At 66.5% G+C, this 26,329-nt stretch carries 27 protein-coding genes and 1 pseudogene; 12 read left to right on the top strand and 16 right to left on the bottom strand.

Going from position 1 to position 26,329, the window contains the following annotated elements:
* Together LGN19_RS29005 and LGN19_RS29000 are read left to right on the top strand one after the other, a co-directional pair.
* A pseudogene (locus LGN19_RS29005) lies at positions 1–224 on the top strand (putrescine ABC transporter permease PotI); the annotation flags it as partial.
* Positions 225–380: 156 nt separating this feature from the next.
* The gene (locus LGN19_RS29000) at positions 381–815 is read left to right on the top strand and encodes a GNAT family N-acetyltransferase (RefSeq protein ID WP_226218532.1); all 435 of its coding nucleotides are present in this window, start codon (positions 381–383) and stop codon (positions 813–815) included.
* Positions 816–989: 174 nt separating this feature from the next.
* Here the strand turns inward: LGN19_RS29000 and LGN19_RS28995 are convergent, their stop codons facing one another.
* The 3 genes from LGN19_RS28995 to LGN19_RS39630 form a co-directional block, all read right to left on the bottom strand.
* Positions 990–2,273 (bottom strand): cystathionine gamma-synthase family protein, encoded by a 1,284-nt coding sequence (locus LGN19_RS28995; RefSeq protein WP_226218531.1) that lies wholly within the window; start codon positions 2,271–2,273, stop codon positions 990–992.
* 145 nt (positions 2,274–2,418) lie between these two features.
* Complete coding sequence (locus LGN19_RS28990) at positions 2,419–3,309, bottom strand: LysR family transcriptional regulator (protein WP_226218529.1); 891 nt, start codon at positions 3,307–3,309, stop codon at positions 2,419–2,421.
* Between the two features lie 16 nt (positions 3,310–3,325).
* Positions 3,326–3,448, bottom strand: a complete 123-nt coding sequence (locus tag LGN19_RS39630; RefSeq protein ID WP_264173218.1) for a hypothetical protein — start codon at positions 3,446–3,448, stop codon at positions 3,326–3,328.
* Here LGN19_RS39630 and tam point away from each other — a divergent pair.
* Positions 3,447–4,232, top strand: coding sequence for a trans-aconitate 2-methyltransferase (gene tam, locus LGN19_RS28985; RefSeq protein WP_226218527.1), 786 nt, complete (start codon positions 3,447–3,449; stop codon positions 4,230–4,232). The two genes, LGN19_RS39630 and tam, sit on opposite strands and share 2 nt — an antisense overlap.
* 40 nt (positions 4,233–4,272) lie before the next feature.
* Here tam and LGN19_RS28980 read toward each other — a convergent pair whose 3' ends face one another.
* Together LGN19_RS28980 and LGN19_RS28975 are read right to left on the bottom strand one after the other, a co-directional pair.
* The gene (locus tag LGN19_RS28980; RefSeq protein WP_122948675.1) at positions 4,273–4,863 is read right to left on the bottom strand and encodes a GNAT family N-acetyltransferase; all 591 of its coding nucleotides are present in this window, start codon (positions 4,861–4,863) and stop codon (positions 4,273–4,275) included.
* Between the two features lie 170 nt (positions 4,864–5,033).
* Positions 5,034–5,477, bottom strand: coding sequence for a hypothetical protein (locus LGN19_RS28975; protein ID WP_226218525.1), 444 nt, complete (start codon positions 5,475–5,477; stop codon positions 5,034–5,036).
* A gap of 136 nt (positions 5,478–5,613) precedes the next feature.
* Here LGN19_RS28975 and LGN19_RS28970 point away from each other — a divergent pair, with 136 nt between their 5' ends.
* Both LGN19_RS28970 and LGN19_RS28965 read left to right on the top strand, forming a co-directional pair.
* Entirely contained in the window at positions 5,614–6,777 is a 1,164-nt protein-coding gene (locus LGN19_RS28970; RefSeq protein WP_122948676.1) for a porin, read from the top strand.
* 169 nt (positions 6,778–6,946) lie between these two features.
* A complete protein-coding gene (locus tag LGN19_RS28965) occupies positions 6,947–7,606 on the top strand; it encodes a M24 family metallopeptidase (protein ID WP_226218523.1) in 660 nt (219 codons plus the stop codon).
* A 102-nt stretch (positions 7,607–7,708) separates the two neighbouring features.
* Here the strand turns inward: LGN19_RS28965 and LGN19_RS28960 are convergent, their stop codons facing one another.
* The 4 genes from LGN19_RS28960 to LGN19_RS28945 form a co-directional block, all read right to left on the bottom strand.
* Positions 7,709–10,159: a phosphocholine-specific phospholipase C gene (locus LGN19_RS28960; RefSeq protein ID WP_226218522.1), complete on the bottom strand. Its 2,451-nt coding sequence runs from the start codon at positions 10,157–10,159 to the stop codon at positions 7,709–7,711.
* 44 nt (positions 10,160–10,203) lie between these two features.
* Positions 10,204–10,341, bottom strand: a complete 138-nt coding sequence (locus LGN19_RS28955; protein ID WP_226218520.1) for a hypothetical protein — start codon at positions 10,339–10,341, stop codon at positions 10,204–10,206.
* A gap of 169 nt (positions 10,342–10,510) precedes the next feature.
* The gene (locus LGN19_RS28950; RefSeq protein ID WP_226218519.1) at positions 10,511–11,191 is read right to left on the bottom strand and encodes an HAD family hydrolase; all 681 of its coding nucleotides are present in this window, start codon (positions 11,189–11,191) and stop codon (positions 10,511–10,513) included.
* A 23-nt stretch (positions 11,192–11,214) separates the two neighbouring features.
* A complete protein-coding gene (locus LGN19_RS28945) occupies positions 11,215–12,159 on the bottom strand; it encodes a choline ABC transporter substrate-binding protein (RefSeq protein WP_413227246.1) in 945 nt (314 codons plus the stop codon).
* A gap of 268 nt (positions 12,160–12,427) precedes the next feature.
* On the opposite strand from LGN19_RS28945, the gene LGN19_RS28940 reads away from it, so the two are divergent.
* The 4 genes from LGN19_RS28940 (at position 12,428) to LGN19_RS28925 (ending at position 14,980) form a co-directional block, all read left to right on the top strand.
* Positions 12,428–13,108 carry an MgtC/SapB family protein gene (locus LGN19_RS28940; RefSeq protein WP_122948682.1) on the top strand — a complete coding sequence of 227 codons (681 nt, stop codon included), beginning with the start codon at positions 12,428–12,430 and terminating at the stop codon, positions 13,106–13,108.
* Between the two features lie 43 nt (positions 13,109–13,151).
* Positions 13,152–13,919 (top strand): DeoR/GlpR family DNA-binding transcription regulator, encoded by a 768-nt coding sequence (locus LGN19_RS28935; protein ID WP_226218517.1) that lies wholly within the window; start codon positions 13,152–13,154, stop codon positions 13,917–13,919.
* Positions 13,920–14,050: 131 nt separating this feature from the next.
* Positions 14,051–14,551 (top strand): molybdopterin-dependent oxidoreductase, encoded by a 501-nt coding sequence (locus tag LGN19_RS28930; RefSeq protein ID WP_226218515.1) that lies wholly within the window; start codon positions 14,051–14,053, stop codon positions 14,549–14,551.
* 105 nt (positions 14,552–14,656) lie between these two features.
* Positions 14,657–14,980, top strand: a complete 324-nt coding sequence (locus LGN19_RS28925) for a winged helix-turn-helix domain-containing protein (RefSeq protein ID WP_122948685.1) — start codon at positions 14,657–14,659, stop codon at positions 14,978–14,980.
* Between the two features lie 114 nt (positions 14,981–15,094).
* Here the strand turns inward: LGN19_RS28925 and LGN19_RS28920 are convergent, their stop codons facing one another.
* The 4 genes from LGN19_RS28920 to motA all read right to left on the bottom strand — a co-directional run bounded on the left by LGN19_RS28920 (position 15,095) and on the right by motA (position 19,165).
* Positions 15,095–16,441 (bottom strand): DUF2325 domain-containing protein, encoded by a 1,347-nt coding sequence (locus LGN19_RS28920; RefSeq protein WP_226218512.1) that lies wholly within the window; start codon positions 16,439–16,441, stop codon positions 15,095–15,097.
* A gap of 120 nt (positions 16,442–16,561) precedes the next feature.
* The gene (locus LGN19_RS28915; protein WP_226218510.1) at positions 16,562–17,101 is read right to left on the bottom strand and encodes a hypothetical protein; all 540 of its coding nucleotides are present in this window, start codon (positions 17,099–17,101) and stop codon (positions 16,562–16,564) included.
* A 236-nt stretch (positions 17,102–17,337) separates the two neighbouring features.
* Positions 17,338–18,285, bottom strand: a complete 948-nt coding sequence (gene motB / locus LGN19_RS28910; RefSeq protein WP_226218509.1) for a flagellar motor protein MotB — start codon at positions 18,283–18,285, stop codon at positions 17,338–17,340.
* Between the two features lie 10 nt (positions 18,286–18,295).
* Entirely contained in the window at positions 18,296–19,165 is an 870-nt protein-coding gene (gene motA, locus LGN19_RS28905; protein ID WP_122948689.1) for a flagellar motor stator protein MotA, read from the bottom strand.
* A 517-nt stretch (positions 19,166–19,682) separates the two neighbouring features.
* Here motA and LGN19_RS28900 point away from each other — a divergent pair.
* Positions 19,683–20,567, top strand: coding sequence for a patatin-like phospholipase family protein (locus LGN19_RS28900; protein ID WP_226218507.1), 885 nt, complete (start codon positions 19,683–19,685; stop codon positions 20,565–20,567).
* Between the two features lie 142 nt (positions 20,568–20,709).
* Here the strand turns inward: LGN19_RS28900 and LGN19_RS28895 are convergent, their stop codons facing one another.
* The 3 genes from LGN19_RS28895 to LGN19_RS28885 form a co-directional block, all read right to left on the bottom strand.
* Positions 20,710–22,191 carry an aldehyde dehydrogenase family protein gene (locus tag LGN19_RS28895; RefSeq protein ID WP_226218506.1) on the bottom strand — a complete coding sequence of 494 codons (1,482 nt, stop codon included), beginning with the start codon at positions 22,189–22,191 and terminating at the stop codon, positions 20,710–20,712.
* 22 nt (positions 22,192–22,213) lie between these two features.
* Positions 22,214–23,164: an agmatinase gene (gene speB / locus LGN19_RS28890; protein WP_043178716.1), complete on the bottom strand. Its 951-nt coding sequence runs from the start codon at positions 23,162–23,164 to the stop codon at positions 22,214–22,216.
* Positions 23,165–23,331: 167 nt separating this feature from the next.
* Complete coding sequence (locus LGN19_RS28885; protein WP_122948690.1) at positions 23,332–24,216, bottom strand: helix-turn-helix transcriptional regulator; 885 nt, start codon at positions 24,214–24,216, stop codon at positions 23,332–23,334.
* A 198-nt stretch (positions 24,217–24,414) separates the two neighbouring features.
* Between LGN19_RS28885 and LGN19_RS28880 the strand changes: the two genes are divergently transcribed.
* Both LGN19_RS28880 and LGN19_RS28875 read left to right on the top strand, forming a co-directional pair.
* Positions 24,415–24,759, top strand: a complete 345-nt coding sequence (locus tag LGN19_RS28880; protein ID WP_027789860.1) for a cupin domain-containing protein — start codon at positions 24,415–24,417, stop codon at positions 24,757–24,759.
* A gap of 85 nt (positions 24,760–24,844) precedes the next feature.
* Entirely contained in the window at positions 24,845–26,302 is a 1,458-nt protein-coding gene (locus tag LGN19_RS28875) for an NAD(P)/FAD-dependent oxidoreductase (protein ID WP_226218504.1), read from the top strand.
* The last annotated feature ends 27 nt before the right edge of the window (positions 26,303–26,329 follow it).

Here is a 26,329-nt window from a genome sequence, read left to right as displayed (position 1 = left end):
TCGACGATCTGGTGCTGTCGGCGTTCCTGTCCGGGCCGGGCTCGACGACGCTGCCGCTGGTGGTGTTCTCGCGCGTGCGGCTGGGGCTGAACCCGGAGATGAACGCACTGGCGACGCTGTTCATCACCGCGGTGACGATCGGCGTGATCGTCGTAAACCGGATGATGATCGCGCGTGAGCGGCGCCGCGTGGCCGACATGAAGGCGGCGTTCGCGGTGGCGTGAAGGCGCGCGTCATGGCATGACGAAAGCGACGGCGGGCGGGTAACGGGCCCGCCGTTCGCGTGGGGCGTTCGCGTGCAGGGCGGGGTAGCCGGGCGGTCGTGTGCCGCTTGCTTTGCTGGCATCATGTCAGACAATTCAACGACGCGCGTTCTTCCGATGACAACCGTTCCCGACGTTACGCTTCAACTGACCGACACCGAGCAGCCGGCCGCACACGATCTCATCAGCCGCAAGCTCGGCGAATTCAATCACGCGATGACGGGGCGCGCCGACGCGGCCGCGCTCGATGTGTACGTCACCGATTCCGCGACCGGCGAGATCATGGGCGGCCTCACGGGGCGCACGTCGCTCGGCCTCTTCTTCATCGATCTCTTTTACCTGCCCGAATCGCTGCGCGGCGGCGGATTCGGCAGCCGGCTGCTGCGCGAGGCCGAAGCCGAGGCGAAACGACGCGGGTGCGCGCGTGCGGTGCTCTACACGATCTCGTTCCAGGCGCCCGACTTCTACCGGAAGCAGGGCTATGAAGCGTTCGGCGAAGTGCCGTGCGAGCCGGAAGGGACGTCGCGCGTGTTCATGGTGAAGGTGCTTTGACTCGTTTTAGCCGGTGCGCGTCGCGCGGCGCGCACGCGGGCGCAGCGCGAACGCTGGCGTCTGGGTGTCGGCGTCCGGGCGCCGGCCCCGCGCACGTGCGGCTTCACTGAATGTCCGCCGCGCGCCGGCCGAACCGCTCCCGCGCGAACCGGCACGGGGCACATGCCGCCCGCGTCAGCAATGCTCCAGCGCGTACGACAGGTCGGCGATCAGGTCGTCCGGATGCTCGAGCCCGACTGACACACGAATCAATCCTTCCGACACACCCGCCGCAGCACGTGCATCGGCCGGCACGCCCGAATGCGTCGTCGATGCGGGATGGCAGATCAGCGACTCCGTGCCGCCGAGGCTGACGGCCGACTTGAAGAGCGACAGGTGGTTGATGAACCTGAACGCCTGCTCGCGGCCGCCGTCGAGGATGAACGCGAACGTTGAGCCCGGCCCGGTGCACTGGCGCTGGTAGACGGCCTGATAGGCCGGATCGTCGATGAGCTCGGGGTGCAGCACGCGCATCGGCCGATGCGGATTGCCGGCGAGCCAGCGAGCGACGGCGCTGCCGCTGCGGGCGGCCTGCTGCATGCGCAGCACGAGCGTTTCCATCGAGCGGGTGATCATCCACGACGAATGCGGGTCGAGCTGCGAGCCGAGCGTGCTGCGGATCGAGCAGATCTTCGTGATCAGGTCGCGGGCGCCCGTGACGCCGCCGGCGACGAGGTCGCTATGCCCGCCGATGTATTTCGTCAGCGAGTACACGCTCAGGTCGATGCCTTGCCGCGACGGCTTCTGGTACAGGGGCCCGAGCAGCGTGTTGTCGCAGACCGACAGCGGGCGATAGCCGTGGCGTGCCTCGAATGCATCGATCTCGCTGCGCAGCCCGTCGAGGTCGAACAGCGCGTTGGTCGGGTTGGCGGGCGTCTCGATGTAGCACATCCGCACGTTGCCCTTTTGCGCGGCCGCTTCGAGCGCGGCGCGGATTGCGTGGGTGGACAGCCCGTCGGCAATCACTTCGGCGCGAATGCCCCACTCGGGCAGGAACTTCGAGATCAGCGTCTCGGTGCCGCCATACAGCGGCACGGACTGGACGATGCAGTCGCCCGGCCGCAGGAACGTCAGCAGGATCGCGGCGATGGCCGACATGCCGCTCGATGTCACGACGGCCGCTTCGGAATCATCGAGCAGGGCGAGGCGATCCTCGGCGATCTCCAGGTTCGGGTGATTGAAACGGCTGTAGACGAGGCCCGCGCCTTCGCCTTCGGGCGAAGGCTTGCGCCCGGCCACGACGTCGAAGAATTCGGCGCCGTCCTCGGCCGTGCGAAACGCGAAGGTCGATGTGAGGAACACGGGTGGCTTCACGGATCCTTCCGACAGGAACGGATCGTAGCCGTACGACATCATCTGGGTTTCGGGATGGAGTTCCCGGCCTGCAATCGTGCGCTTGTGATAGTTGCGATAGGCCATGCAGTGCTCCGTGCGGGATGGTGAGGGACGGCCGTTGCAGCGGTGGCATGACGCGTGCGGTGCCGGGTAGGCACCGGGCGTCGCGACCGTGTGTGGCGATACTACCCCGAAGGCGCTGCTTCGTGACGCACCCCTGACACGATCGTCAGGGTGCGGCCTGTTCGACGATCATGTCGTACAACGCACGCGCGGCCGGCGACAGTTGCGCGCTCTTGCGCGTGACGAGCACGAGCGTGCGCGACACCGCCGGCTCGACGAGCTCGATCGTGCGGATCATCGGATACGCGTTCTTCTGGATCGCGAGCTTCGGCACCACGGCTGCGCCGAGCCCTTCCGCGACGAGCCCGAGGGCCGTCGAACTGCGCTGCACTTCGTAGAACGAATGCAGCGATACGCCGCTCGTCTTCAGTGCGCCGTCGAGCAGCCCGCGATTGCCGCTCACTTCGCCGGCGAAGATCAGCGGATGCGGCTGTAGCGCCGCCCAGCGAATGCGCCGCCGCTTCGCGAGCGGATGATCGTCGCGGCACACCAGCACGTACGGATCGCTCGTCAGCGGCACATTGACGAGTTCGGGATGCTGGTCGCCGGCAATGCCGATGCCGAACTCGGCCTCGCGATGCAGCACGGCCTGCAGCACCGACGCCGACGCGTGATCGAGGATCTTCACGCGATCGTGCGGCCGGTGCGCGGAGAACGCGCGCAGGATGCGCGGCAGGTATTGCACGCCGACCGTCGGCACGCACGCGATCGTGACGTCGCCGCGCTGGCTCAGGCCGGTTTCGCGAATTTCGGTGAGCGCGTCGGACAGCTCGTTCAGCAGCCGGCGTGCTTGCGGCAGGAAGCGGCGGCCGATTTCGGTGAGTGTGGTGCGGCGTGTGGTGCGCTCGACGAGCGCGACGCCGAGAAAGGTTTCGAGCTTGCGCAGCCGCTGCGTGATGGCTGTCTGCGTGACGTGCAGCGTGTAGGCTGCCTGCCGGAAGCTGCCGCCGTCGGCGATCGCGACGAAGGCCTGGACACCGAGCGTATCGATTTTCATCAGATATTTGAATCAATCACGATATTAAATTCATTTTACTGAACGCCGTGACAATCGCAGAATGCGGTGCATCGACGGCCATCGGCATCCCATCCGTGTAGAAGGCAAGGCTGTCCACGCCGACCAGGAGAAACGACATGACGACCCCACTCGATCGATACGCTGCCCAGTACGTGCAATTCGAGGACGAACGCACGCGGCCGATCCGCGATCTGCTGGCCGCGGTGCCGAACACGCCGATCCATACCGCGATCGACATCGGCTGCGGGCCCGGCAATTCGACGGAGGCGCTGATCGCGCGTGCGCCGGACGCCACGGTTCACGGGATCGACGCGTCGGCGGACATGATCGACGCCGCGCGCAAGCGCCTGCCGGACTTGCGTTTCGATGTCGTAGATATCTCCACCTGGGATGATCCGGGCGGCTACGACCTGATTCTCGCAAATGCGGTGCTGCAATGGGTGCCCGCGCACGACACGCTGTTTCCGGCGCTCGTCGGCCGGCTCGCGCCGGGCGGCCATCTTGCGGTGCAGATGCCCGACAACCTCGACGAACCCGCGCACCGGCTGATGCGCGAGGTCGCCGCGGCCGGGCCGTGGGCGGACAAGCTGAAGGGTGCGGCACGCACCGAGCGGTTCGATGCACGTTACTACCACGCGCTGCTGGCGCCGCTGTGTTCGCGCGTGGACGTGTGGCGCACGACCTACTACCACCCGCTGCGCGGCGGTGCCGATGCGGTCGTCGAATGGTTCAAGGGCAGCGCGCTGCGGCCGTTCCTCGCGGCGCTCGACGATGGCGAGCGCGCGGCGTTTCTCGCACGGTATCGCGATGCGATCGCGGGCCCGGGCGGCTATCCGGAACTCGCCGACGGCACCGTGCTGCTGCCGTTCCCACGCCTGTTCATCGTGGCGACGCGGACCTAAAGCGGCAATGATTCGGCCATGAAGCGCCGGCGGCCGCGCGTCAGCGCACCGGCCGCATCGATTCCGGGTCGACCGTGCGGATTCGTGCGGTCTGCCCGTCTCGCAGGTCCTTGTACCAGAACAGCGCCACTTCACCGTCGTTCTCGTCGTCCGCGTACAGCAGGCGATCGTGTCCACCCAGCACGAAGCCCGCGCGCGCATACGTGCTGCACGCGGCGACATTGTTCGACTGCGTCTCCAGCCGCATGAAGCCGAACCCGTGGCTGCGCGCCCAGGATTCGGCGGCCGCCAGCAGCAACTGCCCGATGCCTTGCCGCCGGCAGTGGCGGTCGACGGCCAGCTCCGCGATCTCGGCCATCCCGTTCCAGCTCTGGCCGATGGCCACGAACCCGGCGAGCCGGCTGCCGGCCGTTGCGCGAAAGAGCGCCGTCTTGCCGGATGCCTCGTCCGCCCAGCCGGCCGGATCGAAGCCGTAATTCTTGCGGCGTGCCGGCAGCGCGCGGAGATCGAGCAAGTCCTGATACGGTGCGTTCAATTCCCAGGCGATGTCGAACGAGAAGTCGCATCGGTCCAGTTCGTCGGCGGGCAGCCCGCTCGTCTGTTCGATGCTGATGTGTTCGGCTCGGTCCATGTGTCGGTGTCCTGTCTTCTGCGCGATGCGTGGTGGTGTCCGTGATGCGATTGCCGGCGTCGTGATGTGCGCCGCCGCGCGTTTGTTCTTGCTTCGATTGTTTGCGCCCGCACAATTCGCCGCGGGCGAGACCGGCACAGACGGGCTGCTTCCGTGACGGCGGAACGCGGTCAGGCGATGAACCGGACGGCCGCGCAAACGTGTGCGGGGTTCGCGTGCCGGCTGAGGCGCTCGTTCAACCGACTGATTATGCGGGATTTCGGCGTTACCCCCGTACTCGCCTCGCTGAGATGACGGCCGTCGCGTGTCTTGTCTTCGATCCGGATGGCCGTCGATCGCATGTGGATGAAAGACGACAGGAACCCGAATAATTGTTTACCGTTTGGTGACAACTCGATATATTCCGAAAAATATATCGAAGGTCGTGGCGTCGTCAGGCGCCACGTCGTCCACCCGCTCCACGAAAGCCGGAAGAGATTCTGACCTGCATCGCCGGAGCAACGCGTCGTCGCGGCATGCGCTACCGGAGCGCGCGCTTTTCGACGCTGCAACACGAGCGGCCGCCCCGCGGCATGCCGCTTCAGCAAGCCCACACCGGCATCGAAACGGAACATCGTGCACGCGCATGAGGCGTTCGTGCGTGCGGCGATCCGGTGGCTTGCGCTCGTTCATCAGTCGGTTCTTCGTCAACCCGCCGCGCGTCACGCTGCGACGCAGGCGCGCGCGTCAACAACAAAAAAGGAAGTGAGCATGAAAAAGACCATCGTGGCCGCGGCCGCACTCGGGATGTTCGGCACCGTCGCGCACGCACAAAGCAGCGTGACGCTCTACGGATTGATCGATGCGGGTATCACGTACTCGAACAAGGTCGCGACGACGGGCGGGCACGGCAAGCTCGTCAAGTACGGTGACGGCGTCGCGTCCGGAAGCCGCTGGGGCATTCGTGGCACCGAGGATCTCGGCGGCGGGCTGAAGGCATTGTTCGTACTGGAAAACGGCTTCAGCAGCGGCGACGGCTCGATCGGCCAGGGCGGCGCGATCTTCGGCCGGCAGGCGTTCGTCGGCCTGTCGAAGAACGGCATCGGCTCGCTGACGTTCGGTCGCCAGTACTCGTTCTCGACCGACTACATCGGTGCGAACTATTCGATGGGCAGCCAGACGCCGGCCGGCAACTACGCGTATCACATCAACGACCTCGACCAGCTGACGTCGAGCCGCATCAACAACGCGGTGAAGTTCCAGAGCGCGAACTTCGCGGGGCTCACGTTCGGCGCGATGTACGGCTTCTCGAACTCGACGCAGTTCGCGGGCACGCCGACCACGACCGGTGCGAACGGTTCGCAGGGTTCGTCGAGCGCGTACAGCTTCGGCGCGAACTACGCGCAAGGTCCGTTCGGCATCGGTGCCGCGTACACGAACATCCGTTTCCCGAACGGCGCGCAGCCCGCATTCGGCGTGAGCATCGCGAACATCAACACGCAAGGGTTGCGCGACCTCGAGACGGTCGGCGTCGGCGCACGGTATGCGATCGCGGCGGCGCTCGTGTGGGCGAACTGGACGCATACGAAGTTCGTGCCGCTGTCGGGCGAAACGTCGAAGCTGAACAACTACGAAGTCGGCGGCCGCTATGCGTTCACGCCGGCCCTGAGCGGCGGGCTCGGCTATACGTTCTCGAAGCTCGACGGCCGCTTTGACGGCAAGTGGCACCAGGTCAATGCCGCGGTCGACTATGCGCTGTCCAAGCGCACGGACGTGTACGTGAGCGCGGCCTACCAGAAGGCGTCGGGCAGCAACACGATCAACGGCCGCGTGGTGCCGGTGCAGGCAGAGATCGGCTCGTCGGGGTCGTTCATCGGCAACGCGGGTGCAAACACGCAGTTCGTCACGCGGATCGGCCTGCGTCACAAGTTCTGATCTAGCGCACACACACGCGAACGGGCGCTCCATCAAGGACGCTCGTTTTTGCTGTGGCATACGACGGAGCACGGTTCGGCATCGATTGGCGAATCGATATATTCTCCTGTGCATATCGAAATGACGAACGTCCGACTCCACCCCCTTTCACCCGTACGGGAGCACCATCTTGAATTCGACGCAACGCGAAGCCGTCGGCGAAGCTTTTTCGCTCGATGCGATGCAGCACGCAAGAACCATGACATGGCAGGCCGTCGACGCGATCGCCGCGGGCATCCGGCCCGGCATGCGGGAATCGGAGGCCAATGCGCTGGGGTTGAGCGTGCTGAAGGATCTCGGGATGGACCGAATCTGGCATCCGGTGCTCGTCCGCTTCGGCGAAAACACGCTGCGCACGTTCAAGGAGCGCTCGGTGGCGGACCCCGTCCTCGCGGACGACGACATCTTCTTCATCGACCTGGGCGCGGTGTGGTCGAAGCATGAAGGCGACGCGGGCGCGACCTTCGTGTGCGGCGACGATCCCGACATGCATGCGTGTGCACGAGCGGCGCGCGCGATCTACGACGAAGTCGAACATCACTGGCGCACCACCGGCTGCGCGGGCATCGCGCTGTACGAATTCGCCGCGCAACGCGCCGACGCGCACGGCTTCCGGCTGAACGTCGACATCAAGGGGCATCGCGTCAGCGATTTTCCGCACGCGATCTACAAGGCCGGCAATCTCGGCGACTTCGATGCCGCGCCGGCGGCCGGACTGTGGATCCTCGAAATCCAGATCGCGCACCCGACGCGGCCGTTCGGCGCGTTCTACGAAGATCTGCTCGTCTAGCGCGTGCTGCATGGCTGGAAAAGCATTCGGGCGCAACGTGGTACGTCGCGCCCGAATGCATGTCGGCCCCGTGCGGGCGGCCGACACGGTCTGGCCATGCCGTCAGATGGTGATCGTGACGGGGCCCGCGAGCGGCGTGTAGCCGTCGTCGAACAGGTACCACGCATCGTACTGCCCCGACGCCAGCGTGCTGTTCGCCGTGGACGAGAACAGCAGTGAGCCGGTGCTCTTCGGCAGGTATGCCCACGACTTGTAGCTGCCCTTGGTCGGCTGCGCGCCATGCGCAAAGATGCCGACCCAGTTCTTCGGGCTGTGGCTCCACGGCGGCGCGACGTAGTCGAAGCGCAGCGTGCCGAACGTCGAGCCCTGCGACGCGAGCGACGCGACGAACTTCTTGCCGGTATTGCCGATCGCCGAATCCGTGAGCAGCGCGCCGGATTGCATCTGTACGCAGCCGGCCACCCGGCGCAGGAAGTTCGGGTCGTTCGCGTCGCGGATGCTGGCGTCGTACCAGCCGCCGTCGCCGTACCACGTGACGGCCTGCGTCGCGCCGGCGGCGACGGTGAACGACTGCCGCGTGTTCACCCCGTAGGCGTTGTCGGTGAGCTGGAACGTCGTCGCGCTGGAACCCGCGGAGTTGTCGAGCGTGATCTGCACGTTGCCGTTCGCGACGTCGTAGCACAGGCTGATTTCGGCGGTCGATCCCGTGTTGCCGGATGAACCGATGCTGCCGCGGAACGTCTGCAGGAAGCCGTTCGGGCCGTAGACCGAATAGTCGTAGCTGCCGCCGCTATTCAGCGCGAGCGAATCCGACAGGTTCGCGCACTGGGTTGCGCCGGCCGCGATCGTGTAATGCCGGGGGATCGTGCTCGTGCCGTCGACCCACGCCTGCAGGTGCACGCCCGCGGTGCCGGTGTTGGTCATCGTCAGCGCCAGCGCGTTGCCGGCGCGGTTGACCTTGCCTTGCACGAAGAACTCGTACGGCAGGCGGCAGGCGGTGCTGCGGCCGGCCGTTTGCGCCGGCACCGCGGTGGTGGTCGGGTACGGGATCAGGACGGCCGGGCCGTTCGGGTTCATGTTGCTCGCCGGCGGCTGGATCGCGGGAACGGTCTGGTCGGCGTTCGAGAAATCGAAGGCCGAGGTCAGGTCGCCGCACACCGCGCGTCGCCACGGCGAGATATTGGTCTCCTGAAACCCGAATCGCGCTTCCAGGAACCGGACCACCGACGTGTGATCGAAGACCTGCGAATTCACTTTGCCGCCCTTCGACCACGGCGAGATCACGAACATCGGCACGCGCGGCCCGAGCCCGATCGGCACGTCGCCGCTGGCCGAGCCGTCCGATGCGCTGCCGCTGCTGGCGACGAATTCCGCGGCCGTCGACACGGTCGACTGCCCGGTGCCGGCCGCGGTGCTGGCCGGGACGGCGGGCGGCACGTGATCGAACAGGCCGTCGTTCTCGTCGTACATCACGAGCAGCACCGTGCTGGCCCAGACCTTCGGATTCGACGTCAGCGCGTTCAGCACGTTGCTCACGTACCATTCGCCGCCGCTCGCGGCCCACGACGGATGCTCGCAGTACGCGTAAGGCGCGGCAATCCACGACACTTGCGGCAACGTGTCGTTCGCGACGTCGGCCTGCAACTGGCTGAACAGGTTCGTGTCGTATTCCTTGCCGCCGCCGCTCGGGTCGATCTGCGTGCCGTTGAGCGCGGGCGCGAGCGGATCGTTGGCGCCGAGGTTCTGGTACTGCTTGAAGTTGAGGACGATGTTGTCGCCGTAGTTGCCGTTCCACCAGAGCGTGCTGCCGGCGCTGTTGGAATTGCCGTACGCATGGCCGGAATCCAGGCCGTTGCCCTTGTCCTGGTAGAACTTCCACGTGACGCCGGCGGCGTTCAGCCGTTCCGGCAAGGTCGTCCAGCCGGTGCCGGTCATCGTGTTGTCCGTGTACGGCGAATAGCCCGGCACGTTGCCGCAGCAGCCGGTCCACAGATACAGCCGGTTCGGATCGGTCGGGCCGAGCATCGAGCAGTGGTAGTCGTCGCACACCGTGAACGCGCTCGCCAGTGCGTAGTAGAACGGGATGTCGTTCTGCGTGAAGTAGTACATCGTGCCGCTGGTCTTCGCGCCGGTCCAGTTGTCGTAGCGGCCGTTGTTCCAGGCGCTGTGCGTGGTGCCCCAGTCGTGAGGGAGGTCGCCGTAGTAGGTGTCGCCGTTCGCCGTGCCGGAGGGCGGCGACGGGTTGAACGGGAACACGTAGGACAGCAGCCAGGGCTGGCGCCACACCGGATACCCGCTCGAAATCACGACCGGGCGCGGATCGCCGAAGCCGCGTGCGCCGCCCAGCGTGCCGAGGTAGTGGTCGAACGAACGGTTTTCCTGCATCAGGATCACGACGTGCTTCACGTCCTGGATCGTGCCGGTGACGGTGGCTGCCGGAATGGCCTGCGCGCGCGCGATGCTTTCGGGCAGCATGCCCGTGATCGCGGTGGCACCGGCGAGCTTCAACGCATCGGCGAGGAACTGGCGTCGGGTTGTGGGTTTGTTTTGCATGATCGCTCTCTGTCGTGGATGGCTGGCCTCGCGGCCTGCGTCGGTCAGTGGCACGCGCTCGCGCAGTGCAGGACAGGCGTGGACGCCGAGCCCGGTGCGGCCGCGCGCGCGGCCGCCACGCTGGCTGCGGTGCCCGAGTCGCCGTCGCCGCAAGCGGCCAGCGTGCACAGGAGTGCGATCATGAAAACGCCGCGCCAGTGCGGAAAGCGGCTTTCCGACCGGCGCGAGTTGACGATATGCTTTCGATCAGATTCGAATCGGATTCCTGAATGATTGAGGCCGTTGCTGCGTGCTCCGTATTTCATTACCCCTCCAGACATGAAAAATGGACAGCAGAGAATATCGCCCGAATCAGAACAACTTCATGACAGGCCACCCGCGCGTGCCTGCCACCTGCAACAGCTTCGAGTCGGGATTGGTGGCGACCGGATGCGTGACGTAGTCCAGCAGCGGCACATCGTTGATCGAATCGCTGTAGAAGTAGGTGCGCTCGAAATCGGACGGCGCGTAGCCGAGTGATGCCAGCCACTCGGTGGTGCGCACGATCTTTCCTTCGCGGAAGCTCGGCACGCCCGTACTGCGCCCGGTAAATGCACCGCCCGGCGTGCCGTCGTCGGTATCGAGCTCGATGCCGAGCAGGTGCTCTATACCGAATTCGGCTGCGATCGGCCGCGTGACGAAGACGTTGGTCGCCGTCACGATGCAGCAGAGATCGCCGTTCTCGCGATGACGGTCGACCAGTTCACGCGCCTGCGGCGTGATCGCCGGACGGATCACTTCGTCCATGAACCGCGCGTGCCAGCGCTCGAGCACCTTGCGCGGATAGCGGGTGAGCGGCGCGAGCGTCACGGCGAGATACGCGTCCATGTCCAGCGTGCCGGCCGCATAGTGGCCGTAGTGCTCGTCGATCAGCGCCACGTGCGCGTCGTCTTCCCGCCAGCCGACCCGCGTGATGAAGCGGCTCCAGGCCTGGTCGCTGTCGAGCGGCAGCAGCGTGTGGTCGAGGTCGAACAGCGCAAGATTCTTGTACATGGGTGGTTCCTTGTGTTGCGTGTTTATGCGCCGATGAGTTTCTCGATCGCGTCCTTCGCGTTCTTGCCGTCGATGGTCGTGACGCCGTCGAGCCACTTCGACAGCACGCCGGGGTTCTTCTTCGCCCATTCCTTCGCCACGGCGACCGGGTCCGCGTGATTCATGATCGGCACCATCAGCTGGTTCTCTTCGTCGGTCGTGAACTTCAGGTTGGTCAGCAGCCGGCCGACGTTCGGGCAGCGTTCGAGGTAGCCGGGCGTGACGAGCGTATAGACCTTCGCCGAGCCGTAGTTCGGGCCGAACACACCGTCGCCGCCGTCGAGATAGGCGATCTTGTAGTTGATGTTCATCGGATGCGGCTCCCACGCCAGGAACACGATCATCCGGTGCTCCTGCACCGCGCGCGTGACCTGCACGAGCATCCCGGCCTCGCTCGATTCGACCAGCTTGAAGCCGCCGAGCCCGAACTCGTTCTTGTCGATCATTCGCTGGATCAGCGCGTTGCCGTTGTTGCCGGCGCCGATTCCGTAGATCTTGCCGTCGAGCTGGTCGCGGAACTTGGCGATATCGGCGAAGCTCTTGAGGCCCTTGTCGGACGCGTACTGCGGCACGGCCAGCGTGTAGCGTGCGCCGATCAGGTTGGGCTGCGGCAGCTGGTGGACGGCGCCGGCATCGACGAACGGCTTGACCGTCGGCGTCATGCTCGGATCCCAGTAGCCGAGGAACGCGTCGATCTGGGCCTTCTTCACGCCGGCCAGCACGATTGGCGGCGACGCGATCGTCTTGGTCGCCTCGTAGCCGAGCCCGTCGAGCAGCATCATCGCGACGCCGGTGGTGGCCGCGATGTCGCTCCAGCCGACATCGCCGAGCGTCACCTTTTTGCAGACGTCGCCTTCCGACGCGTGAGCGGGGGCCGTCGCCAGCGCTGCCAGCAGCATAGCTGCGAGCATCCATGCCTTCTTCATCATGTTGGTCTCCTAAGCAAGTGTTCCGGATCGTGTTGCCTGAATGGTCTGATGATTGATCGTGCTGATCGGATGAAACAAACGAACTTGGGTCTGGCTTTGTAGTTTTGCGTACCGTATATTAGAACGCACAAAATCGCAAGATCGCACAAAAATACAACCTGCCGGTTGCCGGGTCTGGCGACGGGCGGGCGAAGGCAGGAAGAATCGGGCGGCGGCCCAGGCGGGCCGTGCTTCATCGGGTAGGCCAGGAAAAGCAAGGAGACTTCGGATGATCAGTCAGCTGGAAATCATTTCCCGCCTGTTGCTGGCGGCACTGCTCGGCAGCATCGTCGGCATCGAGCGCGAGCGCCTGTCGTGGGCGGCCGGATTGCGCACGCACATGCTGGTGGCCGTGGGCGCCGCGCTCGTGATGATCGTGTCGGCGTTCGGTTTCGCGGATATCCAGAACGCGAAGAACGTATCGCTGGACCCGTCGCGCGTCGCCGCGCAGGTGGTGTCGGGCATCGGCTTCCTCGGCGCCGGGTCGATCATGCTGCGTGGAGAAATCATCCGCGGCCTGACGACCGCGGCGAGCCTGTGGGTCGTGGCGGCGGTCGGGCTGGCCGTGGGCGGCGGCATGTACGTAGCCGCGATCGCCGCCACGGCGATCGTGCTCGCGATCCTGGCCGGCCTGAAGCCGATCGAGAAGCGTTTCTTCGCCGCGCGGCAGCGCTGGGGCGTGCGCATCCTCGCGAGCCGCGGCGCGGTGAAACTGACGTCGCTGCAGGCGATGCCCGGCATCGACCAGGCGCGGATCGTCCAGTTCATCATCGAACAGGACGACGCCGCGCCGGACGACGACCGCATCCACGTGGTGTTTTCAAAGATGACGAGCAGCGAGTTCCAGGCGGTCCGTCAATCCCTGCAGACCCTCGTCGGCATCAAAAAGATGGAGGAGAGCGCAGCATAGTTCGCCATTCGAATAACATTGACGCTCATTCCGAGGACATTCCATGTGGCAAGAAGAGCGATACCAGAGGATCCGGCTTCTGTTATCGAAGATGCAGCGCGTTTCCACCGACCGGATCATGGCCGACCTGAACGTGTCGCGGGAAACCGTGCGACGCGATCTCGTCGACCTCGAGGCGCTCGGTGAACTGAAACGCGTACACGGCGGCGCGGTGCAGGTGGGCGACGAAGCGCCGATCGCCGAGCGCGCGCAGACGCACGTGAAGGCGAAGCTGGCGATCGCCCGTGCGGCGGCCAGGCTGGTCACAGGCTCGCAAACGCTGTTCATCGACGCGGGCACGACCACGACGCTGCTGGCCGAGGAACTGGCGAAGCTGTCCGGCCTCACGATCGTCACGAACTCGATCGATGTTGCACTGAAGATGCGGTCGAGCGACCCGGGGCAGACGAAGAACGAAACGATCCTGCTTGGCGGGATGATCGGCAGCCGCGCGGCCGCGACCGTCGGCGATGGCACGGTTGCCGAAATTTTCCGCTATCGCGCCGATCTCGCGCTGCTGTCGCCGGTGGGCGTCGATGCCGTCCGTGGCGCGACCAACTACGACCGGATGGAAACCGAAGTGGCGCGCGCGATGGTGAGCAACGCGGCGGACGTCGCGATCCTGGCCGATTTCAGCAAGCTCGGCACGAACAGCCGGATCAGCTTCTGCGAGCCGGCGCGGATCGGTGCGCTGGTGACGGACCAGAAGGCGGAATCGGTCGACAGCTTCAAGAGCCTCAAGAAAGCCATCAAGAACATCGTGCTGTCGTAGCTCGGGGCACGATCGGCCGCCGTTATGCCGCCCATGCGGCGCACCTTCTGCCGGCCGGTTTTTTAGCGGCGTAATATATCCGCCGATACAACGCAGGCACGCCCACCGGCGGGCCGTCATGGAGGCGGGCGATGGAGATGGCAGGGACGGCGGCGCCTTCGGCGCATCAGGCGCATCAGGCGGCAGCGGGCTCGATCGCGCTGACTGGCGCATTCGAGCGGCCGATGACGGTGACGCTCGACGACCTGCGCCGGCACGCGAGCGCGACGGCCGAGCCGTTCGACCTGCGCTGCTTCACGACGAACCGCTTCATCCGCTCGGTCGCGCCGTATCGTGGCGCGCGGCTGAAGGATCTGCTCGACGCGGCCGGGCTGCGCAACGACGCGCCGGGCGACTTCAAGCGCATGGTGTTCATCGCGCATGCGCACGACGGCTACGCGGTCACGTTTTCCTGGCATGAACTGTTCAACACGCCCGTCGGCGAACACGTGATCGTCGCGTTCGAATGCGGCGACGCGCCGCTGTCGATCGACGACGGCGCGCCGCTGCTGTTCTCGGGCGCCGACCTCCTGCCCGCGCCGCGCCACGTGAAGCGGCTGGCCGGCATCGTCGCGCGCGTGCTCGAGGTCTGAACCGGCACGCGTCGCACCGGCCATCGTGTATGCTTGCCCGCATCGTTCAAAGGGCGGGACAACATGAAGACACCGGCACACCCCAAGCCTGAGGTGCGGTTCAGGATGCGTATCCAGCAAGCCGATACGATCGCGCTCGGCCCGGGCAAGGTCGCGCTGCTCGAAGCCGTGCGCGAGCACGGTTCGATTTCGGCGGCGGCGCGCAGCCTGAAGATGTCGTACCGGCGTGCGTGGTTGCTGATGGACGAACTGAACCGCTCGCTGAAATCGCCGGCGACGGTGTCCGAGCATGGCGGGCAGAGCGGCGGCGGCAGTGCGCTCACGCCGGTCGGCGAGGAGATCATCCGCCTCTATCGCGAGATCGAGGCGCGGGCTTACGCGGCTTGCGCGGACGAAATTACCGCGCTCACGAAAATGGTGCGGCGCTGAAGGTGCGTTGCGTGTCCGCTTGCCGTTGCCCGGTGGCCTGTTCAGGCTGACGACGGGCTTTCACCGGCCCCTCGAAGGGCAGCGCGCAACGCATGCGACGAAGCGAATCAGGCCCTAGCCGTGCCGCAGGCAGAAACGCGGCGTGTCGCCCGTGGCGGCATCCGGCGCGATGACATCGCGCGCCTGCGCATCGAGCCGCCCGATCAACTCGACGAAGCTGGCGACGCTGGCCGTCCGCAACGGGTAGTACGCGATGTGATGGCGTTCGCAGATGCGCTTGAGCAGGTTCATCGAATCGTGGTCGATACAGTCGACCGGGAACACGACCATCCGCGCGCCCGGTAGCGCCGCGGCCAGCAGGCCCTTGCGGTCCTCGATGCCGCCGTCGTGCAGCGTCACCTCGCCGCCGGCCGTTTCGACGATCCGCTTGATCGCCCGGTTCGAGCCCGGGCGCCCGCCGACGTACACCAGACGCGTGCCCTGAAGGATCGACAGCGGATCGGCCGCGCGTTCGGCGGGATCGTCCGCCGACGCCTGCACCGCCTGTTCGATCGCGCTCGCTTCGGCGCGCAGCGTCTTCACCATCGCCATCAGGTCGTCGAGCCGCGCGCGCATCGCGCGGGCGCTTGCCTGTTCCGCGGCGATCCGCTGCTCGGCCGCCTCGCGGCGGCTCGTGTGCAGCGCGAGCCGTTCGTCGCGCGCGGCCAGTGCTTCGCGCAGTTCGTGTACTTCGTCGCGCAATACGCTTTCGGCCGCCAACGGCTGCGCGTGCTGGCGCGCGGCGAGGGCATCCCGCTCCTGCAGCGCCGCGTCGCGCTGCGCGCTCATGTCGTGCAGGCGCACCTGCTGCCGCTCGAGCTTCGCGTGCAGCGCCGCATTCTCTTCCTCCAGCGCAACCAGCCGCCGGATATCGGCGCGATTGGCCGCGCCGACCAGGTGCGACAGCATGTGCAGGTCGCCGAACGCGGCCTGGCGCACGCCCATCGTCGTGCGCGGATGCGTCATCAGCGCCCAGTACGCGGGCGGAATGTCGCCGCTTGTCAGTGCATCTTTCCAGCGCGCGAGGAGTTCGTCCGCATCCTTCGCGCTGTCGAATGCGCGGATCGCGCCGGCATAACGCTCGTCGAGCGCCTTGTGCAAGGCCTTCGCGCCGGCCGTGCCGCCGATCGCGAGCTCGACGGCCGCGTGATGGATGTCGAGGTCGGTCGCGTGCTGGCGGTCGAGGTCGGTGAACTTCGGTACGAGCCTGCGCAGTTCATGCGTGGTCAGGCAGGTGCCGATGATCGAGCAGTGCAGGTTCGCATCGAGCTCGGACAGGCGCGCGCGGCGCTTCAGCTCGGTCAGTTGCGCGCGCGACGGCGCGCAGCATGCGTCGACCCGCGTGCCGGTTGCCGCGGGCAGGTTACCGCCGGGCGACGAGAGATCCGCCGTGCGGGCAAGGCGAAAGGGCGGAGCGTGCATGTTGACCTCTGTCCGGCGTGGTCGAGCCGGAGACGGATGCGCGAAAGATTCGCGAAATATACCACGGAATATAACGCACGAAATTCCGGGGAAATCACGGGGTAACGCGGCGTGGCGCGGTCAGCAGAGCGCGGTTGAATGGTCGGTGAGCGAGCGTACGGACGGGGCCTCGGGCGAAACGGGGAGCGACGCCGGCGCGTGACGCTCCATCACGTACTCGACGCACAGCCCGACGAACAGCAGGTCGACGCGCTCCAGCCCGGCGACCGCGTCGTGCATCGCGGCCGGGTCGTTGCTGAACGAATCGGAGAACACGTCGTCGCGCGTGCGTTCGAGACGGCGCGCGTGGCCGATCGCCCGTTCGAGTTCGGGCAGGCGCGTGAAGCGGGCGGCGCGGGCCTCGTCTTCGAGTGTCGACAGCAGTTCACGAAAGCCCAGGGCGGACAGCGCATCGTCCGGCGCGTCGTCGACGTGCGCGGCCGAGAACATCCGGATGAAGCGCACGACGCTGCCGCGCAGGCGCCGGAATGCGTCGACGACATCGGTGACCTGCTGCGCACGCGCGTCGCTCGACAGCGGCCTGAGCGCGCGGATCTTGCGCGCGAGCGGCTGTTCCCGTGCGGCGCGCTGCGGGGCGCGATCCGTCGGCGTGCGGGGCATGGTGAGTCTCCGGAAGTGCAGGTATCGATATATTCTACGGAATATATCGAATGCGGAGAAAAAGACGGCACCGCGGATGAGACACGGTGCCGTCAACGGCCTGAGCGGCCGACTGGTCAGTCGATGTTGCTCACGGCCGTTCCGAACGCGGCCATGAAGCGGCGGTACACGCTGTCGGGCACGAGGATGTGCACGGTGGCCGCGCACATCCGGCCCGCACGCGTGAACGCGTGCGCCTAATGCTGCCGCGTGACCGCCGCCGGCAGCACGGCGGCCCGGGCACTGGCCGTCTCGTCCATCGTCGTCCGGCCGCCGTCCCGAAAGAACGCCTGCTCGGCGGCATTGTTCATCACGAGGATGCTGATGCGGCGATTGGTCGGCTCGTCCGCCACATTCTTGTCGAGCGGCAGCACATCCGCGAGCCCGCGCACCTGGAGCAGCTTGTCTTCCCGCAATCCGCCCGCAACCAGCGCGCGCCGCGCGGCGTTCGCGCGATCGCTGGAGAGCTCCCAGTTCGAATAGCCCGTGGGGCCGTCGGGATACGGCGTCGAATCGGTATGCCCCGCGATCGACACGCGGTTCTCGACGTCGTCGAGTGCCGTACCGATCTGGGCGAGGATCGCAGTGGCATAGCTTTCGGGTTGCGCACTGCCCGACGCGAACATGGGGCGCTTGAGGGAATCGACGATCTCGATGCGCAAACCTTCGTGGGTGATCGCGATCCGGATCTGGTCCTGGTACGCGCGCAACGACGGGCTTTGCGCAATCACGGCGGTCAGCTTCGCCTTCAGGCGTTCGAGCTTTTGCGTATCGACGATCGCGGCGAGTGCGGCGGGCGCGCTGGCCGGCACCGGCTGCGCTTTCGAGTCGATCGCCGGCGCCGGGTCGGACAGGTCGCGGCCGCCCCCTTGCACGACGCTCGGACGCGGTGCCTGCGCATCCTTCCCACCGGACAGGAGTGTCGACAGCGGCGTGTTGAAGTAATCCTCGATCCCCTGCTTGTCGTACTTGGAAACGGAGCCGAGCAACCACATCAGCAGGAAGAACGCCATCATCGCCGTGACGAAATCGGCGTAGGCGATCTTCCATGCGCCGCCGTGGTGGGCGTCGTGGTCCTCGCCTTTCCTGCGGCGCACGACGACGAGCGGGGCCTGTTTCGACGGATTGGAGCGACTGTCGGCCATGGCGCCCCCGTTACGCGGCCTTGGGCGACTTCGTCGCGCGGACGGCCTCGTCGAGCTCCTTGAAGCTCGGGCGATCGGCCGTGAACAGCACCTTGCGGCCGAATTCCACCGCCACCGCCGGCGCGTAGCCGCTCATCGACGCGAGCAGCACGGCCTTCACGCACTGGAACGGCTTGGCCGCCGCGCGGCCCTTCGCATGGAGCAGATCCGCGAGCGGGCCGACGAAGCCATACGCGAGCAGGATGCCGAGGAAGGTGCCGACGAGCGCGCCGGCGATCATCTTGCCGAGCACGGCGGGCGGCGCGCCGACCGAGCCCATCGTATGCACGACCCCCATCACCGCGGCGACGATGCCGAATGCCGGCAGGCCGTCCGCCATCTTCTGGATCGCGTTGGCCGCGACCGATGCCTCCGCGTGGTGCGTATGCAGTTCTTCATCCATCAGGTCCTGCATTTCCAGCACGTTCACGTTGCCGCCCGACATCATCCGCAAGTAATCGACGATGAAGTCGAGCAGGTGATGGTCACCGAGCACGTGCGAATACTTCTGGAACAGCGGGCTTTGCTCGGGCGCGTCGACGTCGGCCTCGAGCGCCATCATGCCGTCCTTGCGGGCCTTCTGCAGCAGCTCGTACAACAGGGCGATCAACTCGACGTATTGCTGCTTCGTATAGCCGCCGCCCTTGAAACAGGTCGGCAGGCTCTTGATCGTCTTCTTCAGCGTCGTGACCGGATTGCTGACGACGAACGCGCCCAGTGCGGCGCCGAAAATGCATAGCAGCTCGAACGGTTGCAACAAGGCCGGCAAATGTCCGCCCACGCCGACAAAACTGCCGATCACCGACCCGATGACGACGATCCACCCGATGGCTACAAACATGATTCCCTCGTTCGCGACTTGCGCTGCTGCATGCGTTGTTCAAAAGCGAGCGGGAGGTCCGGCTATCCCGCTCCATGCCCGCGACGGCCCCGGGTCGCTGCGTGTCGGATGCGAACCGGGCCGTCGTCCCGATGCGCTGCAAAACGACGCCAATCGGCGGGTGTTGATGCAATAACGGCGATCGTCCGGACAACTGAAGCCGTGGTTCCACGTATCACGCACGGCGAATGCGTTGCATACGTTTGCGCGCGCCGATGTGCACGGTTTTCTTGATCGAGGTCAAAAAGTGCGCGGCCGTTGCGCGAGGTTCCATATGGATGCGACCCGGAAGCAGGACGGCGCATCACGTCGCCCTCTCCAAAAAGGTGCGTCGCGGAAATCCGGGGAGCGCGGCGCGCATCGGCGGCCGACCGGGGCTGGATCCGTGTGCCGGCAGGGTTTTCATCAGGACATCCGGGGCGCCGCACGATCCATCATGGTGAATGCACTGTCGCAGCCAACCGCAGGAGGGCACACCGTGGCTTCCGATCCCACTCCCTCGACCGCCTTCGTGTTCGCCGGCGGCGGCAGTCTTGGCGCGATCGAGGTCGGCATGCTCCGCGAGCTGGTCGCGAGCGGCGAACGGCCCGATTGCGTCGTCGGCGCGTCGGCGGGCGCGATCAATGCCGCCTATTTCGCCGGCCGGCCGGACGCGGACGGCGTCGCGATGCTCGCCGCGCTGTGGTGCAGGATTCGCCGTCAGGACGTCATGCCGTTCTCGTTGCGCAGCGTCATCGCGATGCTGCTGCGCAACCGGCCGCATCTGGTCGAGGCCGATGCGCTGCGCCGGCTGCTGGAAAAGAACCTGCCGTACCGGCGGATCGAGCAGGCCGCGCTGCCGCTCCACATCGTCGCCACCGACGTGCTGAACGGCCGCGAAGTCGTGCTGTCCGCCGGCTCGGTCGTGGATGCCGTGCAGGCCAGCGTGGCGATTCCCGGTGTGTTTCCGTCGGTCAGCATCGGCGGTGTGGAACTCGTCGACGGCGGCGTCGCGAACAATACGCCGATCTCGGTTGCGATCGCGCTCGGCGTCAAGCGGATCGTCGTGCTGCCGGCCGGGTTCGCCTGTGCGTTGCGTGTCCCGCCGCGCAGCCCGATCGCGCATGCGACGCACGCACTGACGCTCGTGATCGCGCGGCAACTGGTGCGCGATCTGGCGCTGTACGCGGCACGCGCGCAAATCCATGTGGTGCCGCCGCTCTGTCCGCTCGACGTCTCGTCATACGATTACTCACAGTGCGCGCAACTGATCGACAAGGCCGCGGAACGCACGCGCGCATGGATCGATGCGGGCGGGCTCGCGGAGTGTGCGATTCCTGGCGAGCTGCGCGAGCACGATCATGCCGTGGCGCGGTCGCATTGACGGTTGCGCACGCGCCGTGCAAACGCATGACCGACGAATGCCGATTGCCGGGCACGCGCCCTGAAACGCTGGGCAGAACCGCAAAAAAAACGGCACCGTGCGTGGGGCACGGTGCCGCCAACGGCCTGAACGGCCGCGCTGGTCAGTCGATCGCGCGCATCGCGTGGCGCAGTTCCTGATAGCTGCGCAGCCCTGCAACGCCGAGTTCGCGGCCGATGCCGCTGAGCCCGAAGCCGCCCCAGCACACGTGCGGGTAGATGAGCTGCGGCGCATTGATCCACACGAGCCCCGCGCGCACGCGCTGCTGGAATTGCTTCGCGATGGCCGCATCGCGCGTCACGACGGTCGCGACGAGCCCGTAGCGCGTGTCGTTCGCGAGCGCGATCGCTTCGTCGTCGGTGCGGAACGATTTCACGCACGCGACGGGGCCGAACACTTCGTCGGTCCACAGCGGGTTGTCGGCCGCCGGCTCGGCGATCACGACAGGCGCCATGAAGAAGCCGTCGCCGCCGGCATCCGTCACCCGGCCGCTGAAGGCGACGCGTGCGCCCGCATCGATGCCGTGCTGGAGCATCGCTTCGACGCGCGTACGCTGCGCGGCCGAGATCAGCGGCCCCATCGCGACCTGTTCCGCGGCCGGCGGCGCGACGACGAGTGCGCGCACGGCGGTCTCGAACGCCGCCATGAAGCTGCGGTACACGCTGTCGTGCACGAGGATGCGCGCGGTGGCCGAGCACATCTGGCCCGCGTTCGTGAAGGCGCCCGCGACCGCGAGCGACACCGCGACGTCGAGATCGGCGTCGTCGCGCACGATCAGCGACGACTTGCCGCCGAGTTCGAGCGTCACGCGCTTCATGTCGACGGCGGCGGCCTGCATGACCTTGCGGCCGGCCGCCGTGCTGCCGGTAAACGAGATCTTGTCGATCAGCGGATGCGCGGTCAGCGCCGCGCCGACCTCGGCGCCGCCGTTCACGACGTTGACCACGCCGGCCGGCACGCCGGCTTCGGCGACGATGGCGAGCAGCGCGTGTTCGGTGGGCGACGTCAGTTCGGACGGCTTCAGCACGACCGCACAGCCGGCCGCGAGCGCGGGCGCGAGCTTCCACGCGGTCGTGACCATCGGGAAGTTCCACGGCATGACGAGCGCCGCGACGCCGACGGAATCGTAGAAGCGTTCGGCCGTGACGGCGTCGCTCGGCAGCGCGACCGGTTCGGCCGCGAACAGCGCCGGGTCCTCGCACAGCTTCGCGTAGTACGCGAACGTCGCGGCGACGTCGCCGACATCGGCCTCGGCTTCGAACGGCGGCTTGCCGCTCACCTGCATCTGCAGCGCCGCAAGACGATCGCGCGACGCTTCGACGCGCTCGGCGATTTTGGCGAGAATCCGGCCGCGCTCGGCGGGCGGCGTATCGCGCCAGCCGGGGAACGCATCGCGCGCGGCGCGCACCGCGGCGTCGACGTGTGCGGGCGTCGCGAATTCCTGCCAGCCGATCGCGGCACCCGTCGACGCGTCGAAGATCGGTGCGCCGGGCGCGTCGGCCTGCGTGCGCACGGGCTGGCCGGCGATGTGCGCGGCGGGCAGCACGAACGTGGCGGTGGAACGGGAAAGCTCGGCAGTGGACATGACGGTCATCCTGTCGGTCGGGTTAGCGGTAGGCGACGCCCGGCATCACGCAGAGCATCTCGAACGCGAGGTTCGCGCCCGTGAGCGCGGTGGTGCCGGTCGGATCGTAGGGCGGCGCGACTTCGACGAGGTCTGCGCCGACGATGTTCAGGCCCTTCATCCCGCGCACGATCTCGAGGCCCTGCTGTACGGTGAGGCCGCCGATTTCGGGCGTGCCGGTGCCGGGTGCGAACGACGGATCGAGGCCGTCGATGTCGAAGCTCAGGTAGACCGGCGTGTCGCCGACGCGTTCGCGCACCTGCGCCATCAGCGGCGCGAGCGACTTGTTCCAGCATTCTTCGGCCTGCACGACGGTGAAGCCCTGCTGGCGGCACCAGTCGAAATCGTCCGCGTGGTAGCCGGTGCCGCGCAGGCCGATCTGCGTGACCTTGTCGCATTGCAGCAGCCCGTCTTCCACCGCGCGGCGGAACGGCGTGCCGTGCGCGATCTTCTCGCCGAACATCGTGTCGTTCACGTCCGCGTGCGCATCGACGTGCACGACGGCGACCTTGCCGTACTTCTTGTGCAGTGCGCGCAGGATCGGCCACGCGATCGTGTGGTCGCCGCCGAGCGTGATCGGCCGGCAGCCGTTCGCGACGATCTCGTCATAGGCTTCCTCGATGCGGCGCACCGAGTCCTTCAGGTCGTACGGGTTGGTCGCGACGTCGCCGATGTCGGCCACCTGCAGCGAATCGAACGGCGCCGCGCGCGTGGCCATGTTGTACGGGCGCAGCAGCACGGATTCGGTGCGGATCTGGCGCGGGCCGAAGCGCGAGCCCGAGCGATTCGACGTGCCGAGATCGAGCGGCACGCCGACGAAGCACACGTCGAGGCCGTCGGTCGTCGCGGCTTGCGGCAGCCGCATCATCGTGGCGATGCCGCCAAAGCGCGGCATCTCGTTGCCGCCCATCGGTTGATTCAGTTCGCGGGGCATGGGCCGTCTCCTTTCTTGTGAGGTCAAGCGATCGGCCGATGGTAGAGGAGAACGCCCGCGCGAAGATTTTGAAGTCGCAACGTTTACATCGACGGGCTTCGATGCAAGTAGCGCCGCCGCATCGACGCGGCGCAACCGAACGCGACCGCGCGGTGAGGCCGGGCGTGTCAGCGCGGGATGGCGGGCGGCGCGGCGCCGTCGTGCGGGCCGGTAGAAGGGAACGCGGTGGATGCCGAACCCCATGCGGCGAGCTCGCGCTTGGTGCGCACGCCGAGCTTCGAGAACGCGCGCTTCACGTACGACTCGGCCGACGCGACGCGCACGCCGAGGATTTCGGCCGTCTCCGGCACGGTCTTGCCGGAGAGCAGGTGCTTGCAGGTTTCGTATTCGCGCTTCGACAGCTTCACGCCGTCGGCCGCGATTCGCGTATCGAACTGCGCGAGCGGATGGACTTCGGGTGTCGGATGCGCGACGCGCCGCGCGGCCGTGGTCGACGCATGCAGTTCGAGCAGCGGGAACAGCATGTCGCTGATGCTGCGAAAGCGGTTCATCTCGGCGAGCGTGAACGGCGGCCGGTCGCGGCCGCGCTCCAGCGCGATCGAATGCTGCGCATAGCGCGTGCCGCGTGCGAGCACGCATTCGTGGCCGATATGCACGTCGTCGAACAGCCGCTGGCGGAATTCGCCGGGCGGGATCGCCGCAATGTCGCGAACAACCAGCATCGTGCCTGTCTTGCCGCGCAGCCCCGCGAACAGCGGGTCGCTGTCGAGAAAACGCTCGTAGTAGAGCGTCATCACGTCGGAGATTTCGGTGGATTCGGTATCGATGCCACTGCTGCCGATCCATTCGCATCGATAGCCGGTAGGCATCGAGCCGTCGACGCGCGAACGCTCGACATGCGCGACGTCGAGCGGCACCACGTCATTGAGCAGTTGCGTGAGGCGCGGCACGAAGTGCGGCGTGCCGACCGTCTCGATCAGCTCGCCCAGCGCCTTGAACGACACGTTGAAACGGTCGTCGTCGCGGTGGAAGGGGTTCACGTTGAGCAGCATGCGGTTCCCCGGGTGAAAGGCGGCGCGATTGTAGCGTTCGCAACCGAAAACGTCATTAAGGGGAAACACCGTCGGTTGTCCTGCCGACCCGTTTGCCCCGGAAAACACCGCTTGTCCCCCCCGGAGGGGGGCATACCGGGGCAGTGTAAATGAGTAACTTTGTCTCTGCTTTTTTCAATCAAGAGACGAAAGATTCAGATGACCAAACTGATCAAGGACATCCTGCCGCTCGGCGCAGGCATTGGCGAATTCACGAAGCTCGACTTCGGGATGGACGAAAGCGACTGGCGCGCGGCGGAAGGCAAGAGCGGCAACTACCTCATCGGCTGGTGGGAAGGGAAAGTCGGCTCGGTGGAGTTTCCGGAAACCGCGGCCGACGAAGCCGTGTGGCTCGTCGAGGGCCGGATCGCGCTGACCGACGTCGAAGGCAACCGCAAGGAATTCACGCCGGGCCAGGGCTACCTGCTGCCGGCCGGTTTCGCGGGCCGCTGGGAGACGATCGAGGACGCGAAGAAGTTCTACGTGCTGCTCGAGAAGTCGTGATGTCCGGAGCCGCCGCCGTGGTGTCGTCGTCCGTGTGACGCGCGCCCGGCGGCGGTTTCGCTTTTCGCGTGTGATGGCTGGGATCATGGAAATGGAAGTCAAAACAAGAGAGACTGCACCGGAGCAGGCGCAAGCCACGCGTGGCGCGCCGGTCGCATTGGGCGTCGAGGCGGCGCTCGCGAATACGAAGCTGTTCCCGTACTGGCTCGACAACCCGGCGGCGCCTGCGACCGAGCCGGAGCTCGTCGGCGACGTGACGGCCGACCTGCTGATCGTCGGCGGCGGCTTTACGGGGCTGTGGTCGGCGGTGCAGGCGAAGGAACAGATGCCGCACCTGAACGTGGTGCTGATCGAGGCCGGCAAGGTGGCGCACGGCGCATCGGGCCGCGCGGGCGGGATCATCTCGACGTCGGTGATGCACGGGCTGCCGAACGCGGTGCGCGTGTTCCCGAACGACATCGCGCAGCTCGAGGAATTCGGCCATCACAACCTCGACGGCTTCGAGGACACGCTGAAGCGCTACGACATCGACGCCGACATCGAGTGGAACGGCGAAATGACGGTGGCGGTCGACCCCGAGCACATCGCGCACCTGAAGGGCGACTACGACCTGCATCGCGAGTACGGCCACAACGTCGTGCTGCTGAACCGCGACGAAACGCTCGAACAACTGAATTCGCCGCTGTTCGCGGGTGCGCTGTGGTCGCGCAACCGCAGCGGCATCGTGCATCCGGCGAAGCTCGCGTGGGGGCTGAAGCGCGCGGCGCTGAAGCTCGGCGTGAAGCTGTACGAGCACACGCCGCTCGTGACCGTGACCGACGAAGGCAGCACGGTGTTCGTGAAGACGCCGAAGGGCAGCGTGCGTGCCCCGCGCGTCGTGTTCGGCAGCGGCACCGCGAAAGTCGGGATTCCCGATATCAACCGCCGTGTGATGCAGGTGCGCGACCACGTGCTCGCGACCGAGCCGCTCAGCGACGAGCAGCTTGCGCGGATCGGCTGGAAGAACCGCCAGGGCGTGTACGACACGCGCACGCAGCTCAACTATTTCCGCCTGACGAAGAACAACAACATCATCTTCGGCGGGCTGGTGAGCTATCACTTCGACGGCGACCCGGAGCCGCATCAGGACGGCCAGCGCGAAACGTACTACCGGCTCGCGGAAGCGTTCTACCGCACGTTCCCGCAACTGAGCGATGTGCGCTTCTCGCACGCGTGGGGCGGACCGATCGACTACTGCTCGCGCGGCTCGGTGTTCGCGAAGCGCTATCTCGGCGACAAGGCCGTGTTCGTCGCCGGCTATACGGGCTTCGGCGTCGCGGCGAGCCGGTTCGGCGCGTTCATGGGGCTGAACATCCTGTTCGATCGCGACAGCCCCGAGCGCAAGCTCGACATCGCGAACCAGAGCCCGAGCTACATCCCGCCGGAACCGATGCGCTGGATGGCCGCGAAGATCACGTTTCATGCATTCGACGGCGCGGATGCGGAAGGCGGCTGGAAGCGCGCGTGGATCAGCGGCATCAAGGCGATGGGCTTCCCGATGTAAGCGATGACGCGGTGGCACGGCACCACG

Origin of the sequence: Burkholderia sp. AU30198, from assembly GCF_020419825.1 — a bacterium.
Classification (GTDB): Bacteria; Pseudomonadota; Gammaproteobacteria; order Burkholderiales; family Burkholderiaceae; genus Burkholderia.
This window is presented reverse-complemented; position numbering and strand designations above follow the sequence as displayed.

Excerpts from the sequence above, each read along its gene's own strand:
- LGN19_RS29000 (WP_226218532.1), top strand. The coding sequence starts at position 381 with ATGACAACCGTTCCCGACGTTACGCTTCAACTGACCGACACCGAGCAG.
- LGN19_RS28995 (WP_226218531.1), bottom strand. The coding sequence starts at position 2,273 with ATGGCCTATCGCAACTATCACAAGCGCACGATTGCAGGCCGGGAACTC.
- LGN19_RS28990 (WP_226218529.1), bottom strand. The coding sequence starts at position 3,309 with ATGAAAATCGATACGCTCGGTGTCCAGGCCTTCGTCGCGATCGCCGAC.
- tam (WP_226218527.1), top strand. The coding sequence starts at position 3,447 with ATGACGACCCCACTCGATCGATACGCTGCCCAGTACGTGCAATTCGAG.
- LGN19_RS39630 (WP_264173218.1), bottom strand. The coding sequence starts at position 3,448 with ATGTCGTTTCTCCTGGTCGGCGTGGACAGCCTTGCCTTCTACACGGAT.
- LGN19_RS28980 (WP_122948675.1), bottom strand. The coding sequence starts at position 4,863 with ATGGACCGAGCCGAACACATCAGCATCGAACAGACGAGCGGGCTGCCC.
- LGN19_RS28975 (WP_226218525.1), bottom strand. The coding sequence starts at position 5,477 with ATGTTCCGTTTCGATGCCGGTGTGGGCTTGCTGAAGCGGCATGCCGCG.
- LGN19_RS28970 (WP_122948676.1), top strand. The coding sequence starts at position 5,614 with ATGAAAAAGACCATCGTGGCCGCGGCCGCACTCGGGATGTTCGGCACC.
- LGN19_RS28960 (WP_226218522.1), bottom strand. The coding sequence starts at position 10,159 with ATGCAAAACAAACCCACAACCCGACGCCAGTTCCTCGCCGATGCGTTG.
- LGN19_RS28955 (WP_226218520.1), bottom strand. The coding sequence starts at position 10,341 with ATGATCGCACTCCTGTGCACGCTGGCCGCTTGCGGCGACGGCGACTCG.
- LGN19_RS28950 (WP_226218519.1), bottom strand. The coding sequence starts at position 11,191 with ATGTACAAGAATCTTGCGCTGTTCGACCTCGACCACACGCTGCTGCCG.
- LGN19_RS28945 (WP_413227246.1), bottom strand. The coding sequence starts at position 12,159 with ATGATGAAGAAGGCATGGATGCTCGCAGCTATGCTGCTGGCAGCGCTG.
- LGN19_RS28940 (WP_122948682.1), top strand. The coding sequence starts at position 12,428 with ATGATCAGTCAGCTGGAAATCATTTCCCGCCTGTTGCTGGCGGCACTG.
- LGN19_RS28935 (WP_226218517.1), top strand. The coding sequence starts at position 13,152 with ATGTGGCAAGAAGAGCGATACCAGAGGATCCGGCTTCTGTTATCGAAG.
- LGN19_RS28930 (WP_226218515.1), top strand. The coding sequence starts at position 14,051 with ATGGAGATGGCAGGGACGGCGGCGCCTTCGGCGCATCAGGCGCATCAG.
- LGN19_RS28925 (WP_122948685.1), top strand. The coding sequence starts at position 14,657 with ATGCGTATCCAGCAAGCCGATACGATCGCGCTCGGCCCGGGCAAGGTC.
- LGN19_RS28920 (WP_226218512.1), bottom strand. The coding sequence starts at position 16,441 with ATGCACGCTCCGCCCTTTCGCCTTGCCCGCACGGCGGATCTCTCGTCG.
- LGN19_RS28915 (WP_226218510.1), bottom strand. The coding sequence starts at position 17,101 with ATGCCCCGCACGCCGACGGATCGCGCCCCGCAGCGCGCCGCACGGGAA.
- motB (WP_226218509.1), bottom strand. The coding sequence starts at position 18,285 with ATGGCCGACAGTCGCTCCAATCCGTCGAAACAGGCCCCGCTCGTCGTC.
- motA (WP_122948689.1), bottom strand. The coding sequence starts at position 19,165 with ATGTTTGTAGCCATCGGGTGGATCGTCGTCATCGGGTCGGTGATCGGC.
- LGN19_RS28895 (WP_226218506.1), bottom strand. The coding sequence starts at position 22,191 with ATGTCCACTGCCGAGCTTTCCCGTTCCACCGCCACGTTCGTGCTGCCC.
- speB (WP_043178716.1), bottom strand. The coding sequence starts at position 23,164 with ATGCCCCGCGAACTGAATCAACCGATGGGCGGCAACGAGATGCCGCGC.
- LGN19_RS28885 (WP_122948690.1), bottom strand. The coding sequence starts at position 24,216 with ATGCTGCTCAACGTGAACCCCTTCCACCGCGACGACGACCGTTTCAAC.
- LGN19_RS28880 (WP_027789860.1), top strand. The coding sequence starts at position 24,415 with ATGACCAAACTGATCAAGGACATCCTGCCGCTCGGCGCAGGCATTGGC.
- LGN19_RS28875 (WP_226218504.1), top strand. The coding sequence starts at position 24,845 with ATGGAAATGGAAGTCAAAACAAGAGAGACTGCACCGGAGCAGGCGCAA.